Below are 13,318 nucleotides of genomic sequence, written 5' to 3' on the forward strand. Positions count from 1 at the left end.
TAACCCCGGTTACTCCCGTAGCTCCGGTTGATTCTCCCAGTGGCTCCGGTTACCCCGTTGCTCCAGTTGCTCCCGTAGCTCCAGTTGCTCCCGTTCTCCGGTTACTCCCGTGGCTCCGGTTCCCTCCAGTTGCTCCCGTGGCCCTGTGACTCCCGTTGACCCTGTGGCTCCCCCGTGGCTCCAGTTGACCTGTGGCTCAGTTGCTCCTGGTAACTCCGGTTGACCTCCTGTTACTCCCTTTAAGTTGATCCCGGCTCCTGTTGCTCCCGTAGCTCCGGTTGCTCCCGTGGCTCCAGATTCTCCCGTGGCTCCGGTTACTCCCGTAGCTCCAGTTGCTCCCGTGGCTCCAGATTGGCTCCCGTGGCTCGGTTGCTCCCGTAGCTCCAGTTGTCCCGTGGCTCCGGTTACTCCCAGTCTGCTCCCGTGGCTCCAGTTGACCCCGTGGCTCCGGTTACTCCTGTCTCTCCTACTCCAGTTTCCAGCTCCCGTGGCTTGAGTTGCTCCCGTGGCTCCAGTTGCTCCCCTCTCAGGCTTCCGGCTGTTCCCTCCGTGACCCGTAGCTCCAGTTTGCTCCCGTGGCTCCAGTTGTTACTCCCGTGGCACCCCTCCCGTGGCTCCGGTCAGTTGCTCCCGTAGCTCCAGTTGCCCCGTATCTCTCTCCGGTTGACCCTGTCTCTCCCCGGTTACTCCCGTCTCCTGGTTGCTCCCGCTCCAGTTGGCCCCCAGTTGACCCCGTAGCTCCAGTTGCTCCCGTGACCCCGGTGGCTCCAGTTGACCCCCCGTCTGGCTCCAGTTGCTCCGTGACTCCGGTTGCTCCCGTCTCTCCTGTTGTGACTCCAGTTGCTCCGTCTCTCCGGTTTGCTCCCGTGACTCCGGTTGCTCCCGTCTCTCCTGTCGCTCCGTGGCTCCAGTTGACCCCGTGGCTCCGGTTGACCCGTAGCTCCAGTTGCTGTAACTCCGTGCTTCTCCGGTTGACCCTAGCTCCGGTTACTCCCGTCTCTCTCCGGTTGCTCCCGTAGCTCCAGTTGCTCCCGTAGCTCCAGTTGACCCTGTAGCTCCGGTTACTCCCGTCTCTCCGGTAACTCCTGTTGCTCCCGTGACTCCGGTTGCTCCCGGTCTCTCCTGTTGCTCCCGTGACTCCGGTTGCTCCCGTCTCTCCAGTTGCTCCCGTGACTCCGGTTGCTCCGTCTCTCCTTACTCCCGTGGCTCCGGTTGACCCCGTAGCTCCTGTTGCTCCCGTAACTCCAGTTGCTCCCGTCTCTCCGGTTGACCCTGTCTCTCCGGTTACTCCCGTCTCTCCTGTAGCTCCAGTTTCTCCCGTGGCTCCAGTTGCCCCCCGTAGCTCCAGTTGCTCCCCTCCCGGTGGCTCCCGTACTCCCGGTGGCTCCCGTAGCTCCAGTTGACCCCGTGGCTCCAGTTGCTCCCTGTCTCCCCATAGCTCCAGTTGACCCCGTGGCTCCGGTTACTCCCGTGGCTCCGGTTGCTCCCGTGGCTCCGGTTGACCCTCCCGTTGCTCCAGTTGCCCCAGCTCCTGTTGACCCCGTAGCTCCTGTTGCTCCCGTAACCCCGGGTGGCCGGTTACTCCCGTGGCTCCGGTTGACCCTAATGGCTCCAGTTGCTCCCGTGGCTCCCTGTCTCTCCGGTTACTCCCGTAACTCCGGTTGCTCCCGTGAGTTCCAGTTGCTCCCGTAACCCCGGTTGCTCCCGTAGCTCCAGTTGACCCCGTGGCTCCGGTTACTCCGTAACCCCAGTTGCTCCCGTCTCTCCGGTTGACCCCGTGGCTCCGGTTACTCCCGTAACCCCGGTTGCTCCGTCTCTCCGGTTGCTCCCGTAGCTCCAGTTGCTCCCGTTTTCTCCGGGTTACTCCGTGGCTCCAGTTGACCCCGTCTCTCCAGTTGCTCCTTGTAGCTCCTTGACTCCGTTGACCCTGTGGCTCCGGTTCCGTGGCTCCGGTTGACCCCCGGTTGCTCCTGTTGACCCTGTCTCTCCGGTTACTCCCGTAACCCCGGTTGATTGGCTCCAGTTGCTCCCGTGCTCCAGTTGCAATAGTCCAGACTCCCGTGGCTCCGGTTACTCCCGTAGCTCCAGTTGCTCCCGTGGCTCCAGATTCTCCGTGGCTCCGGTTACTCCGTAGCTCCAGTTGCTCCCGTGGCTCCGGTTTCCGTCTCTCCGGTTGCCTGTGGCTCCAGTTGACCCGTGGCTCCAGTTGCTCCCGTGGCTCCGGTTACTCCCGTAGCTCCAGTTGCTCCAGTGGCTCCAGTTACTCCGTAGCTCCAGTTGCTCCGTGATTCCGGTTGCTCCGTGCTCCGGTTCTGACCCGGTTGCTCCGTAACTCCGGTTGACCCTGTGGCTCCGGTTACTCCTCGGTTGATCCTGTGGCTCGGTTGCTGGCTCCGGGTTACTCCGTAACCCCGGTTGCTCCCGTGGCTCCAGTTGACCCCGTGGCTCCGGTTGTAACCCCGGTTTGCTCTCTCCGGTTGACTCCAGTTACTCCTGCAAACCCCGGTTGCTCAGTCGTCAGTTGCTCCGGTTGCTCCAGTTGCTCCCGTTCTCCGGTTACTCCCGTGGCTCCAGTTGCGTCCTCCAGTTGCTCCCGTAGCTCCTGTGACTCCCGTTGACCCTGTGGCTCCGGTTACTCCCGTGGCTCCGGTTGACCCTGTGGCTCCGGTTGCTCCCGTAACTCCGGTTGACCCTGTCTCTCCGGTTACTGACCCCGGTTGATCCTGTGGCTCCTGTTGCTCCCGTAGCTCCAGTTGGTGGCTCCAGATTCTCCGTGGCTCCGGTTACTCCCGTAGCTCCAGTTGCTCCCGTGGCTCCAGATTCTCCCGTGGCTCCGGTTACTCCCGTAGCTCCAGTTGCTCCGTGGCTCCGGTTACTCCCTCTCCGGTTACTCCCGTGGCTCCAGTTGACCCCGTGGCTCCAGTTGCTCCCGTGGCTCCGGTTACTCCCGTAGCTCCAGTTGCTCCAGTGGCTCCAGTTGTTACTCCCAGCTCCGGTTGCTCCCGTGATTCCGGTTGCTCCGTGACTCCGGTTGACCCCGTGACTCCGGTTGCTCCCGTAACTCCGGTTGACCCTGTCTCTCCGGTTACTCCCGTAACCCCGGTTGATCCTGTGGCTCCGGTTGCTCCCGTAACTCCGGTTACTCCCTGTAACCCCGGTTGATCCCGTGGCTCCAGTTGCTCCCGTAGCTCCGGTTGTCCCTGTCTCTCCTGTTGTCCCTGTCTCTCCGGTTACTCCCGTAACTCCAGTTGCTCCCGTGGCTCCAGTTGATCCCGTAGCTCCAGTTGACCCCGTGGCTCCGGTTACTCCCGGCTCCGGTTGACCCCGTGGCTCCGGTTGCTCCGTAACTCCGGTTGTCCCTGTCTCCCGGTTACTCCCGTAACTCCAGTTGACCCCGTGGCTCCGGTTGTTCCGTCTCTCCTGTCGCTCCTGTAACCCCAGTTTCCCGCTCTCCTGTCGCTCCAACCCCAGTTGCTCCCGTAACTCCGGTTGCTCCTGTAGCTGTTGACCCCGTGGCTCCGGTTGACTCCGGTTGATCCCGTAACTCCAGTTGCTCCGTGGCTCCAGTTGCTCCCGTCTCCAGTTGCTCCCGTAGCTCCTGTGACTCCTGTTGACCCTGTGGCTCCGGTTACTCCCGTGGCTCCGGTTGACCCCGTGGCTCCGGTTGTAACTCCGGTTGACCCTGTCTCCGGTTACTCCCTAACCCCGGTTGACCCTGTGGCTCCGGTTGTTCCCGCCTCTCCTGTCGCTCCCGTGCTCCCGTAACTCCAGTTGCTCCTGTAGCTCCAGTTGACCCCGTGGCTCCTGTTGACCCCGTCTCTCCGGTTTGTAACTCCAGTTGCTCCCGTGGCTCCGGTTACTCCGTGGCTCCGGCTCCCGTAACTCCGGTTGATCCCGTGACTCCGGTTGACCCCGTGACCTGACCCCGTGGCTCCAATTGACCCCGTGGCTCCGGTTACTCCCCCGGTTGATCCCGTAGCTCCAGTTGACCCCGTGGCTCCGGTTACTCCCGTCTCTCCTGTCGCTCCGGTTACTCCGTCTCTCCTGTCGCTCCGTGACTCCGGTTGACCCCGTGGCTCCAGTTGATCCCGTGACTCCGGTTAGCTCCTGTGGCTCCGGTTACCCGTGGCTCCAGTTGCTCCCGTGGCTCCGGTTACTCCCGTAGCTCCAGTTGCTCCCGTGGCTCCAGATTCTCCGTGGCTCCGGCTACTCCCGTAGCTCCAGTTGCTCCCGTGGCCAGTTGCTCCCGTGGCTCCGGTTACTCCCGTAGCTCCAGTTGCTCCCGTCCGGTTTGCTCCGGTTGCCCGTGATTCCGGTTGCTCCCGTGACTCCGGTTGACCCCGTGACTCCGGTTGACCCCGTCTCTCCTGTTACTCCCGTGACTCCAGTTGACCCCGTAACTCCAGTTGACCCCGTGGCTCCAATTGACCCCGTGACTCCGGTTGCTCCCGTAGCTCCAGTTGACCCCGTAACTCCAGTTGATCCTGTCTCTCCGGTTGCTCCCGTGGCCCCAGTTGACCCCGTGACTCCAGTTACTCCCGTGGCTCCAGTTGCTCCTGTCTCTCCGGTTGCTCCCGTAGCTCCTGTAGCTCCAGTCGCCCCCTTCCCCGCCCCTGTCGCTCCCGTTGGACCTGTTGCTCCGGTTGGACCCGTTGCTCCGGTTGGACCCTGCATGGTGGAGGCGCTCAACACCGTCTGCAGCTTTGCCTGGAGGAGCATGTCTTGTTTGATCGTCGCATCGACCATTTCTCGTACGCTCTGGTCAATCGCCAGCAAATCATCTATCGTCGCTCCCGCAGGTCCACTCACCCCAGGAAGCGTTCCTAGGACATACTGAATTTTTTCGCCTTCCGCATTCAAGATATGGCTTAGCCCCAATTCCTCCATGGCAAAAGAAGACAGCAACAAGTTAATGGCGTCTTCGCGCGTAATCGTAATTGTCGGGCTGATATTTGGGATATTTGGAAATGACAAAACTCTCCCCCCTTCCCCGTGAAAAGCGCAGCCTCCCCATTCCGCTTATTCAATAGCCAAAAGAACACCATCCAACCTCACGGATTCTTCTTCCACTTCTTGGACTGGACCACAACCTTGTGGCTTTTGGTCACGGCGGGCAGTACCTCCCTGTTTAACCAAGGAGCTTGATAATGGCGATTTGTCTCGATAACGGAACGGACGCTCCCCCCGAGATCGCCGTACTTTTTCAATGGCAGGACAATGTCCTTCAATTTCACTTTAAAAGCAGAAGAAAGCGCGCTCGAAGGCGAACCATACCTTTCCAACTGCTGCAAAGCCGAACCAAGCATGGAGCGTTTTTCCCGCTGTGCAGCTTCCCCCTCAATCCCTTGATTGGCAAAAGGCACTCCCCAAAAATCCGCTTTCCGCACACAAATGCGAAAAAAATCATCCAACTGTTCGAGCAAATGAATAAGCTGCTGCTCGGACGATCGGTGACAGGGCGACGTTTGCTGGAGAGCAATGACATGCAAAATGATCTGTTCCACTAGGCCAATGGCCGCTAGACCAAACGAGTACACAGCCGTCCATGACCTTTTGCAAACCTCCGCAACCTGCTCCGATTTCTCTGCCATATGATCTTGCCATGCAAAAAAAGAAGCCATCCCCTTTATCCGGCTAAAAGTTATCCAATGCAACATAATCATCGCTTCCAGCCAAAGACTTGACGATTTCAGCGCCTGGAATAAAAGTGGGATCGCTTCTTCCTTTGGATGTGTTTTGGCGGCAAGCAAAAAAGCTTTGGTGTGACACGCTTGGCATTCCGCCAGAGAAGCCATGGCTTTTTCCATGGCGAAGGCAGCGGCCAAAAGCCGCTCATATCCGTCTGTTCCCCCTGTCGTTCCCTGGCGATTCGTCCAATGAACCACACCCGCAATCATTCGGTCAAACGAGCTATTCCTCATGACAATCCTCGGCAGGATCTCCCGAATCGCCCGGCTTTCGTTCCATTTCCAAAATATTATCCAGCTTGAATTGCAGCAAAATTTGCTTGCTGATGATGCTGCGCAGCATTCTTTCGACGCTTTTGTTAATGCGCAGCATATCTTCCAGGCAAACCTCCTCTTTTTGCAGCAAACGCTGAATTTTTTCCCCCTCCGCATTCATAATATGAGACAGGCTGATTTCCTCCATGGCGACAGAGGTAAGCAACAGATGAAACACTTCCTCGCGCTTCAGCGTGATGCGCGGCGTTATGTCAGGCACATTTGGCAACGACATGTCTCATGACCTCCGTTTCCAGCCGCCGGAAAAAGCAATTCTCTCACACAGACGGCTGCGCTTCTTCCCGGCTGGCAAAGTACCTTTCGTTGTGCAAAACGCTCGGATGCGTAGGATGGTGCAGCTTTGACATCTCGTGGTGAATTTTTGCCCTTCCGTACTCCCCGATCTGATCATAGCAGTAGCACAACTGCAAATGAGGCAGCCACGACCAGGCAGGTTCATCTGTCATCCCCATCATGTTTGGTGGCCGTTCAAGCAAAGTCGCTTGCCGGAACCAGTAAATCGCTTTATGAATATCCTTTTTCTCCAAAAAATAAGCCCCTACCTTGCAGCAAAATTCCGCCCGCGGCGCGTCAAAAGCCAATGTTCTCACCAGGGACTGAATCTGTTTTTCCGGCTGCTGCAAGTTCGCATAACATTCCGCTTGTTTATAGCAAGCCATAATCTGGTCCTCGATCCAGCCCTGTCCGCCATCCAAAAAGGCTTGATATTGCTCGGCCGCTTCTTGATAGCGGCCATGATCGTAAAGTTCGTTGGCGAAGTAGTACTGATCCCTGGGGGAAAACAATTCTTTTCGCTCCTGCCGCCGCAAATAAATTTGCAAATTGCGGTCGGTGTACGCCTTCTCCTTGCGATGCGTGACCGCAATGTCGCTGTGATAAATCTCCCCTCCCACCTCCAAATATTCGTGGACAGCGCCGTGCCAGACAAATTGGCGTTGCCGCTTCACCAGCCGATTTCGCCGCAGGAACTTCACAGGCTGGCCCCGATCGTCAAAGGCAAGGTGATAAGGCATGGAAACACTGTCGTACTCAAAAGGCTCCATTTTCCGCAGCGCCAAAAACCGTTCCCGGTCAGCTTCTTCCAACACATCGTCGGCATCGAGCCAAAAAATATAGTCTTTGCTCGCCTGGCTGAAAGCAAAGTTGCGCGCTGCTGCAAAGTCGTCGATCCACGCAAACTCAAACAGCCTCGCCCCGAATGACCGGGCAATTTCGCGCGTCTGATCTTCAGACCCTGTATCTACAATGATGATCTCATCCACCAAATCGCGCACAGTCGACAAGCATCGACCCAGTGTCTGTTCTTCATTGCGAACGATCATGCACAGGCTGACTGTGAACATGCAGATCGCCCTCCTTAGGCGCAAAATCTTTTTTACATCCTATTTTCCGGCCAAGCCCAATATGTATATCGCTCCTCACATAACTTTGGCTTTCAAAGAATAAGGTTTATCGAAAGCGTGATGAAAGAACAACCCAAAGAAGGTGATAGCGTCCATGACACCTCCGCTCATTTCGCTATGCATGATTGTCAAAGACGAGGCCGATCAGATCGAAGCATGTCTGGGAAGCGTTCATTCTGTTGTAGATGAGATCATTGTCGTCGACACAGGTTCAACAGACGGCACACAGGAGCTTTGCCGCAAATACGGTGCGAAAGTCATCGAAGCTCCGTGGGAAAACAGTTTTTCCAAAGCGCGGAATATCGGATTGAAAGAAGCCCGCGGGGAATGGGTGTTGTGGCTCGATGCGGATGAGCGATTGGAGGAAGCAGATCAGGAGGCGTTGCGTCAGGCGGCCATTGCAAGCAAATCGGACGTTCTGTTTCTCAAGCTCCTTCATTACCAAGGCCCGAAAAAAGAAACGGCCTCTCTGCATCTGGCAAGCCGCAACGCGCAAATCCGCCTTTTTCGCAACAAAAAGGGGTTTCAATTTGCAAGGGATATTCATGAAGTGCTGCAATGGCCCGAAACGGTTCCGCAGGACGGGGCGATCCCGCTGATTCCTGTCCGCCTTCACCATTATGGCTACATAGAAGAAATTGTTACGAAGAAAAACAAAGCCAGACGCAACCTGAAGCTGCTTTTGGAAGAGAGGGAAAATCCCGATCGCGACCCGTGGTGCGACTACCACCTGGCCAGCGAATTTTATCGCGCGCAAAAATGGGAGCACGCCTTCATTCTCGTCAATCAGGCGCTGGAAGGCTTTTTGGGCAAAAGTCAGTTGCCGCCGTCTCTTTTTTACAAGCTAAAATACGAGATTTTGTTCCGGCACGGCAGCATGCGGGGGGCATGGCCCGGCATCGAATGCGCCATTCGGCTCTATCCGGATTACGTGGACCTGCATTTTTACAAAGGGGTTTTCTTGATGGAGCACGGGCTGTACGCCGAAGCAATCCAATCGTTCGAGCGTTGCCTGGAGATCGGGGAAGAGCATTGGGAGCATCTCAGTCAGCAAGGGATGGGCAGCTTTCATGCCTTGCACTATCTCGGACGTTGCATGGAGCGTCTGGGCAAATCAAAAGAGGCGCACGTATACGACCAGACCTCGGCCAACATGGTGCGTACATGTGCCCACACGCCATCGACCAAGGGGTGATAAAATGACGACGCAAACGCGGATTTTGATTGGAAGCCCGGTTTGCCAACAACCGGACGTGCTGCGCATGTTTTTGTTTTCGCTGGAAAAGCTTTCGACTTCCGATATGGCCGTCCACTACCTGTTTGTTGATGACAATAACGATCCTGCTTCGAGCAGACTCCTCCACCATTTTGCCGAAAAGCACTCCGGCCAAGTGGAGATCATCCGCAGCCAGGAAGCACCCTCCACCTACTCTTGCAACGAGACGACCCATATTTGGACAGATGAACTGGTCTGGCGGGTAGCTTCCTTCAAAAACCAACTGATCGAGCGCGCCAAATCAGGCGGCTACGACGGGCTGTTCCTCCTCGACTCGGACTTGCTGCTCCAGCCAGCTACGCTGGAAACTTTGCTCGCATCGGAAAAAGACATCGTCTCGGAAGTTTTCTGGACGAGTTGGACGCCAGACACGCTGCCAGTTCCCCAGGTTTGGCTTACGGACCAGTACACGCAGTATGAAATCAACCATCGGCTGGAAAGCATCTCTGCCGAGGAACAATACCTCAGAAAGTACGCCTTTTATGGAAAGCTGCGCGTTCCCGGCCTGTATGAAGTGGGCGGCCTCGGCGCTTGCACCTTGATTCGCCGGAAGGCATTGGAATCCGGCGTGAACTATTCGCGTATTCACAATGTCACGTTTTGGGGAGAAGATCGCCATTTTTGCATACGGGCTGTGGCGCTAGGGTTCTCTTTGTTCGTAGACACCCACTACCCCGCGTTCCATCTGTACCGGGAAAGTGACTTTGCGGAAGCGACCGTCTGGATGAAACAAATCTACGGTTCCGCTCCGCTCCGCGTCAAAAAATCCCCCTCTCTTGCCGTGCCCGCTGTGCCCACGTCCCGTCCCAAAATTACTTTGTCCATGGTCATCCACAACGAGGCAGACAAACACCTCGCCCACGTGCTCACCAAGCACAGGGAGTACATCGATGAAGCCGTTATTATCGACGACGGCAGCACAGATGACAGCGCCGAAATTTGCCATGAGCTGCTAAAAGGCATTCCCCTCCACCTCGTCCGAAACCCGACGCCGCAATTCACCAACGAAGTCGCCCTGCGCAAACAGCAATGGAAAGAAACCATTTCTCACCAGCCAGAGTGGATCGTCAACATGGATGCCGACGAAGTTTTTGAAGACGGGTTTGCCACAGGTGTACATGCGCTGCTCTCCAGACAGCATGGCGATGTGTGCTGCTTCCGCCTGTATGATATGTGGACTGAATCCCACTACCGTGAAGACCCGTATTGGCGCGCCCATTATGTATACCGCCCATTCATCGTCCGCTACCGCCCCAACCTTCGCTATCTGTGGAAAGAACAGCCCTTGCACTGCGGACGCTTTCCCGGCAATATTTTCGAGCTGCCTTCCTTTCTCAGTTACTACCGGGTGAAGCATCTGGGCTGGTCATCTGAAAAGATTCGCCAGGAAAAATACGCCCGCTACAAGCTGCTGGACCCAACCGCCCTGTATGGCTGGAAAGAACAATACGAATCGATTTTGGACGCCGAGCCAAATCTCGTGCCGTGGAGAGAATAAAGGGTTGGTAACATTAACCATTTGTGGTAAAATCGTTTACAACTATTTGGATAGGAAGGTACGGGTGCGACGTATGCCAACAACAACTTTGTAATGGCCTAAAAAACTGGATAGCCTTGCTCCTGGAAAAACAACGCGTTTTTTCGCCCAGGTGCAGTCTGCCCTTTTTTCCCATTACAAAGGAACGTAACGAAATCTGTAGGCTGTCCTTCTTACGGAGATTCGCTATGGGGAATCTCCGTTTTTTGCGTTCAAAAAAGCCAGTCTGCAAGACATCCAAATAGCAGGTACGTTCCTTACCCTTTTTCACGAGGTGAAGGATCATGCTAGTCATGGAACATACGTGGGTATTAACTCAAACGCCATGCACTCTCCCCGTGCTGCGGTATTGCCGGAGCTGCGGACGCACCGTACCCTTTTTCGATACCAGCATTCGCCGGCACAACGCCAACGGCAAAAACATTTATCGTTTCGCCATCTACAAATGCGAGCGGGACCACACATGGAACGAGAAGCTCGCCATATACAAATCGTTTCCGGAGCATGTAGAAGTACCGGAGCAGGAGACAATGGCAGAAAATCTCGCCTTGCCCGTCGTCCCTGTTCTCGATTACAAAGAGCAAGGCGTGCAGGAAGTCCGAATCACGATTGAAAGCGCAGATGCGCGGTATCGCCTCGACAAGCTGCTCGCCAGTCGACTGGATGGCTGGAGCCGCAGCCAAATCGTGCAAAAGATCAAGGATGGCCGCATCCGCGTCAACCAGCGGGAAGCGAAGCCGAGTGCGATTTTGTCCGCCAGCGACGTCATCGTCATTGTAATCGGCTGACACTTGCTTGCACCATATTCAATAGCAAAAGGGGCTGTCCCAAAAGTCGAATTTTCGGCTGAGCGACGCCCTTTTTCCTTTCATACGCGTCGATGAATCAATGTTTCCGCTTGCTTGACGTTAGCTAATTCGCCTTTTTGGGCAGCTCCTTTGTGCTCTGTTGGGTCGTGCTGCCAACGCCGCTTATTTTTCGCCTTCTGTTACTCAGGCTTATCCTCGCAGCACTACCGTTTTCCTCGCTGCGTCCCAGCTCACTTCCATTCCTAGCAGGGCAGCCACCTCTCTTGCCGGAGCATAAGCGGTTCCATTTTCATGGAGACAATTCAGTTCGTGACCGTTCACCGTTACCGTTTTGGTAATCGGCTCCCACCCGACCGTTGCTCCCGCTGCCTCCGCGACCAGCCGGACCGGGACATAGGAAGTTCCTGCAATCAGCTTGCCTGTCGTCGCCAGTGTCAGCTCGACAGTGCAGTTATCAACAGGTGCCTGTGGTTTTTGTGGAAAACCTGTTAGCAACCTGTGGACATCCTGTTTAAAACTTTCCCAGGCAGCTTGCGCATTTTTGCCAAAATAAGCTTGCGCCGTGCGCTCATCGACAAAAAAGGCCGGGCAGTTTTTCCCGGTAATGTCGTAATGCCGCCACAACTTATCCACAGCCCAGCCATAACGTTTTAAAAGCTCTGCTGTCAAAGCTACGGTCTGCTCGTACATTTTGGTAAAGCTGCCGTCCGCGTTGACACACATCTCGATGCCAATCGTGCAATCGTTCGGGTACGCGCTCAGCTTTTGCAGCGCCTCTGACTTGTACGATTTTGCCCCCACGTGATAGCCCATTTCCGTCTCAGGCAAGCACCTGATGATTTGCCGGTCGTCCACGATGTAGTGAGCGCTGGCTTCTGTCGTCGGCTTGTTGAAGTAGTTCCGGTTTGCCACCGCATCGGCGCCTTTTTTCTCGTTGGCTGTCCAGTGGATGACCAGTCCTTTCGGGACAATCTTTGTGCCTGGTCTGGCCGTTGGGTTCGTGAGTAGCATTTCTGTGATTTGCATGTTATTTCCCTTCCCCTCTCCCTTTTAGTACCTCTACTGCTCGCTTAATCAATTCCGGAACGGGCAGGCCAATGCGTCCCGTCCCGCGTTCTCGATAATGCTTAGCAGCTCATTTGCCAGGTAAAAAAAGATCGTCGCGTCGCGGATGAAATTTTGGTCACCAAGCGACATGTCGATCAGATGGGCAATCGCGACCATGCAAAAAATGAACAACTTCCGCGCAATGCCGATCATACCGACCTTGCTTTTTAACTTTCCTTCCATTCCGGCTGCAATCAGGCCAGTGACAAAATCAAAAATGACGAATGCGAGTAGCACACTGAGCAATGCTGACCAGCCGCCAAAAAGAAACGAGGCTGCTGCGCCTCCGATAGCAATTCCTGTTTTGATAAAGTTGTCCATTCGCTCTTCTTCCTCTCTCCCCTCGGTGCAGTAAAAATTGCCCCGATAGGCTCGGGGCTGGCTCTCGGTCTTGGTGATAAAAAAATACCCTCGGTTTTACCCGAGGGCCGTTGATGGCGTTTTAAAATGGACCACTTAATGGTGTTTCATACGTTATGTTCTCGTGTTTATCCTTTACTGCCCCGGGAACAAACTTTACTTGATAGAAAAACCCGGTATGCCAAGTATCAGGATTATAACGCATGTAAACCTTGAGAATGGGCTTTTCCGGATCGGTTGTATCCCATTCAATACTCTGGTTCCAATTTTGTTTTTTTAAGTTGGCTCCAGTATGACTGTTAATGTGGGTAATGAGCTGATCGATATCAGTAATGGATAAGGTATCCTCTGATAATTCTTCATTGAAGCTAATCAGCAAAATACTCGCATTCATAGCAGTGATTGTGCCAACTGCCGGGCTGGTATCGCTATTCTCGACTTATCCCCTTCTCTCCACGAGGGGTTTCGTTCGAGCCTACACCGCGCGAGCGACTTTCATCGCACACGGCGTTCCATCAACGGATAAAAAGCAAAAAACCTACAACGGGCAAATGTGATTATAAGCTCATAACGTATAACTGGTCCTCTAACTAAAGTTATGCATTGAGACAAATTTGAAGCTAACGGAAAGGAGCCACTCAGTAGCTCCCCCATGAAAAACGCCCTCTCCGCTTGGGAAAAAGCGCTATGCTACTGGTGCTCCATCGGCACTCAGCCTGATAGCTTCCAGGTCTTCTTTTACTGCCAGCTTCAAACCAGTTGGCACACTGTCGTATGTGCGGCGGCCAGCAACGATCAAAGCT

General features: G+C 55.2%; 10 protein-coding genes and 3 pseudogenes. 4 read left to right on the plus strand and 9 right to left on the minus strand.

Annotated features, from left to right (window positions below; genetic code table 11):
* Positions 1 to 987 precede the first annotated feature (987 nt).
* Positions 988 to 1,794 (minus strand): annotated as a pseudogene (locus HP435_RS29335) (hypothetical protein); the annotation flags it as partial.
* A gap of 1,710 nt (positions 1,795 to 3,504) precedes the next feature.
* On the opposite strand from HP435_RS29335, the gene HP435_RS29340 reads away from it, so the two are divergent.
* Entirely contained in the window at positions 3,505 to 3,765 is a 261-nt protein-coding gene (locus HP435_RS29340) for a hypothetical protein (protein WP_229049754.1), read from the plus strand.
* Here the strand turns inward: HP435_RS29340 and HP435_RS29345 are convergent.
* The 4 genes and pseudogenes from HP435_RS29345 to HP435_RS24980 form a co-directional block, all read right to left on the minus strand.
* Positions 3,693 to 4,719: pseudogene (locus HP435_RS29345) on the minus strand (hypothetical protein). The gene HP435_RS29340 and the pseudogene HP435_RS29345 sit on opposite strands and share 73 nt — an antisense overlap.
* A 332-nt stretch (positions 4,720 to 5,051) precedes the next feature.
* Complete coding sequence (locus HP435_RS24970; protein WP_173600210.1) at positions 5,052 to 5,921, minus strand: hypothetical protein; 870 nt, start codon at positions 5,919 to 5,921, stop codon at positions 5,052 to 5,054.
* Positions 5,911 to 6,237, minus strand: coding sequence for an alpha-helical endospore appendage domain-containing protein (locus HP435_RS24975; RefSeq protein WP_173597633.1), 327 nt, complete (start codon positions 6,235 to 6,237; stop codon positions 5,911 to 5,913). Before HP435_RS24975 ends, HP435_RS24970 begins: the two co-directional genes overlap by 11 nt.
* Before the next feature lie 43 nt (positions 6,238 to 6,280).
* Positions 6,281 to 7,366: a glycosyltransferase family 2 protein gene (locus HP435_RS24980; protein ID WP_173600211.1), complete on the minus strand. Its 1,086-nt coding sequence runs from the start codon at positions 7,364 to 7,366 to the stop codon at positions 6,281 to 6,283.
* A gap of 154 nt (positions 7,367 to 7,520) precedes the next feature.
* Between HP435_RS24980 and HP435_RS24985 the strand changes: the two genes are divergently transcribed.
* The 3 genes from HP435_RS24985 to HP435_RS24995 all read left to right on the plus strand — a co-directional run bounded on the left by HP435_RS24985 (position 7,521) and on the right by HP435_RS24995 (position 11,027).
* The gene (locus HP435_RS24985) at positions 7,521 to 8,621 is read left to right on the plus strand and encodes a glycosyltransferase family 2 protein (protein WP_173600212.1); all 1,101 of its coding nucleotides are present in this window, start codon (positions 7,521 to 7,523) and stop codon (positions 8,619 to 8,621) included.
* 4 nt (positions 8,622 to 8,625) lie between these two features.
* Complete coding sequence (locus HP435_RS24990) at positions 8,626 to 10,200, plus strand: glycosyltransferase family 2 protein (RefSeq protein ID WP_173600213.1); 1,575 nt, start codon at positions 8,626 to 8,628, stop codon at positions 10,198 to 10,200.
* 323 nt (positions 10,201 to 10,523) lie between these two features.
* Positions 10,524 to 11,027 carry a S4 domain-containing protein gene (locus HP435_RS24995; RefSeq protein WP_173600214.1) on the plus strand — a complete coding sequence of 168 codons (504 nt, stop codon included), beginning with the start codon at positions 10,524 to 10,526 and terminating at the stop codon, positions 11,025 to 11,027.
* A gap of 210 nt (positions 11,028 to 11,237) precedes the next feature.
* Here the strand turns inward: HP435_RS24995 and HP435_RS25000 are convergent, their stop codons facing one another.
* The 4 genes and pseudogenes from HP435_RS25000 to HP435_RS29170 all read right to left on the minus strand — a co-directional run bounded on the left by HP435_RS25000 (position 11,238) and on the right by HP435_RS29170 (position 13,314).
* Positions 11,238 to 12,074 carry an N-acetylmuramoyl-L-alanine amidase gene (locus HP435_RS25000; RefSeq protein ID WP_229049755.1) on the minus strand — a complete coding sequence of 279 codons (837 nt, stop codon included), beginning with the start codon at positions 12,072 to 12,074 and terminating at the stop codon, positions 11,238 to 11,240.
* Position 12,075: 1 nt separating this feature from the next.
* Positions 12,076 to 12,476, minus strand: a pseudogene (locus tag HP435_RS25005) (holin family protein).
* A 121-nt stretch (positions 12,477 to 12,597) separates the two neighbouring features.
* Positions 12,598 to 12,909 carry a hypothetical protein gene (locus HP435_RS25010; RefSeq protein ID WP_122963791.1) on the minus strand — a complete coding sequence of 104 codons (312 nt, stop codon included), beginning with the start codon at positions 12,907 to 12,909 and terminating at the stop codon, positions 12,598 to 12,600.
* A gap of 291 nt (positions 12,910 to 13,200) precedes the next feature.
* On the minus strand, positions 13,201 to 13,314 hold the full coding sequence (locus HP435_RS29170) for a CD1375 family protein (protein WP_255679187.1): 114 nt from the start codon (positions 13,312 to 13,314) through the stop codon (positions 13,201 to 13,203).
* Between the last annotated feature and the right edge of the window lie 4 nt (positions 13,315 to 13,318).

This window comes from Brevibacillus sp. HD3.3A (assembly GCF_013284375.2).
In the GTDB taxonomy this organism is placed as follows: Bacteria; Bacillota; Bacilli; order Brevibacillales; family Brevibacillaceae; genus Brevibacillus; species Brevibacillus parabrevis.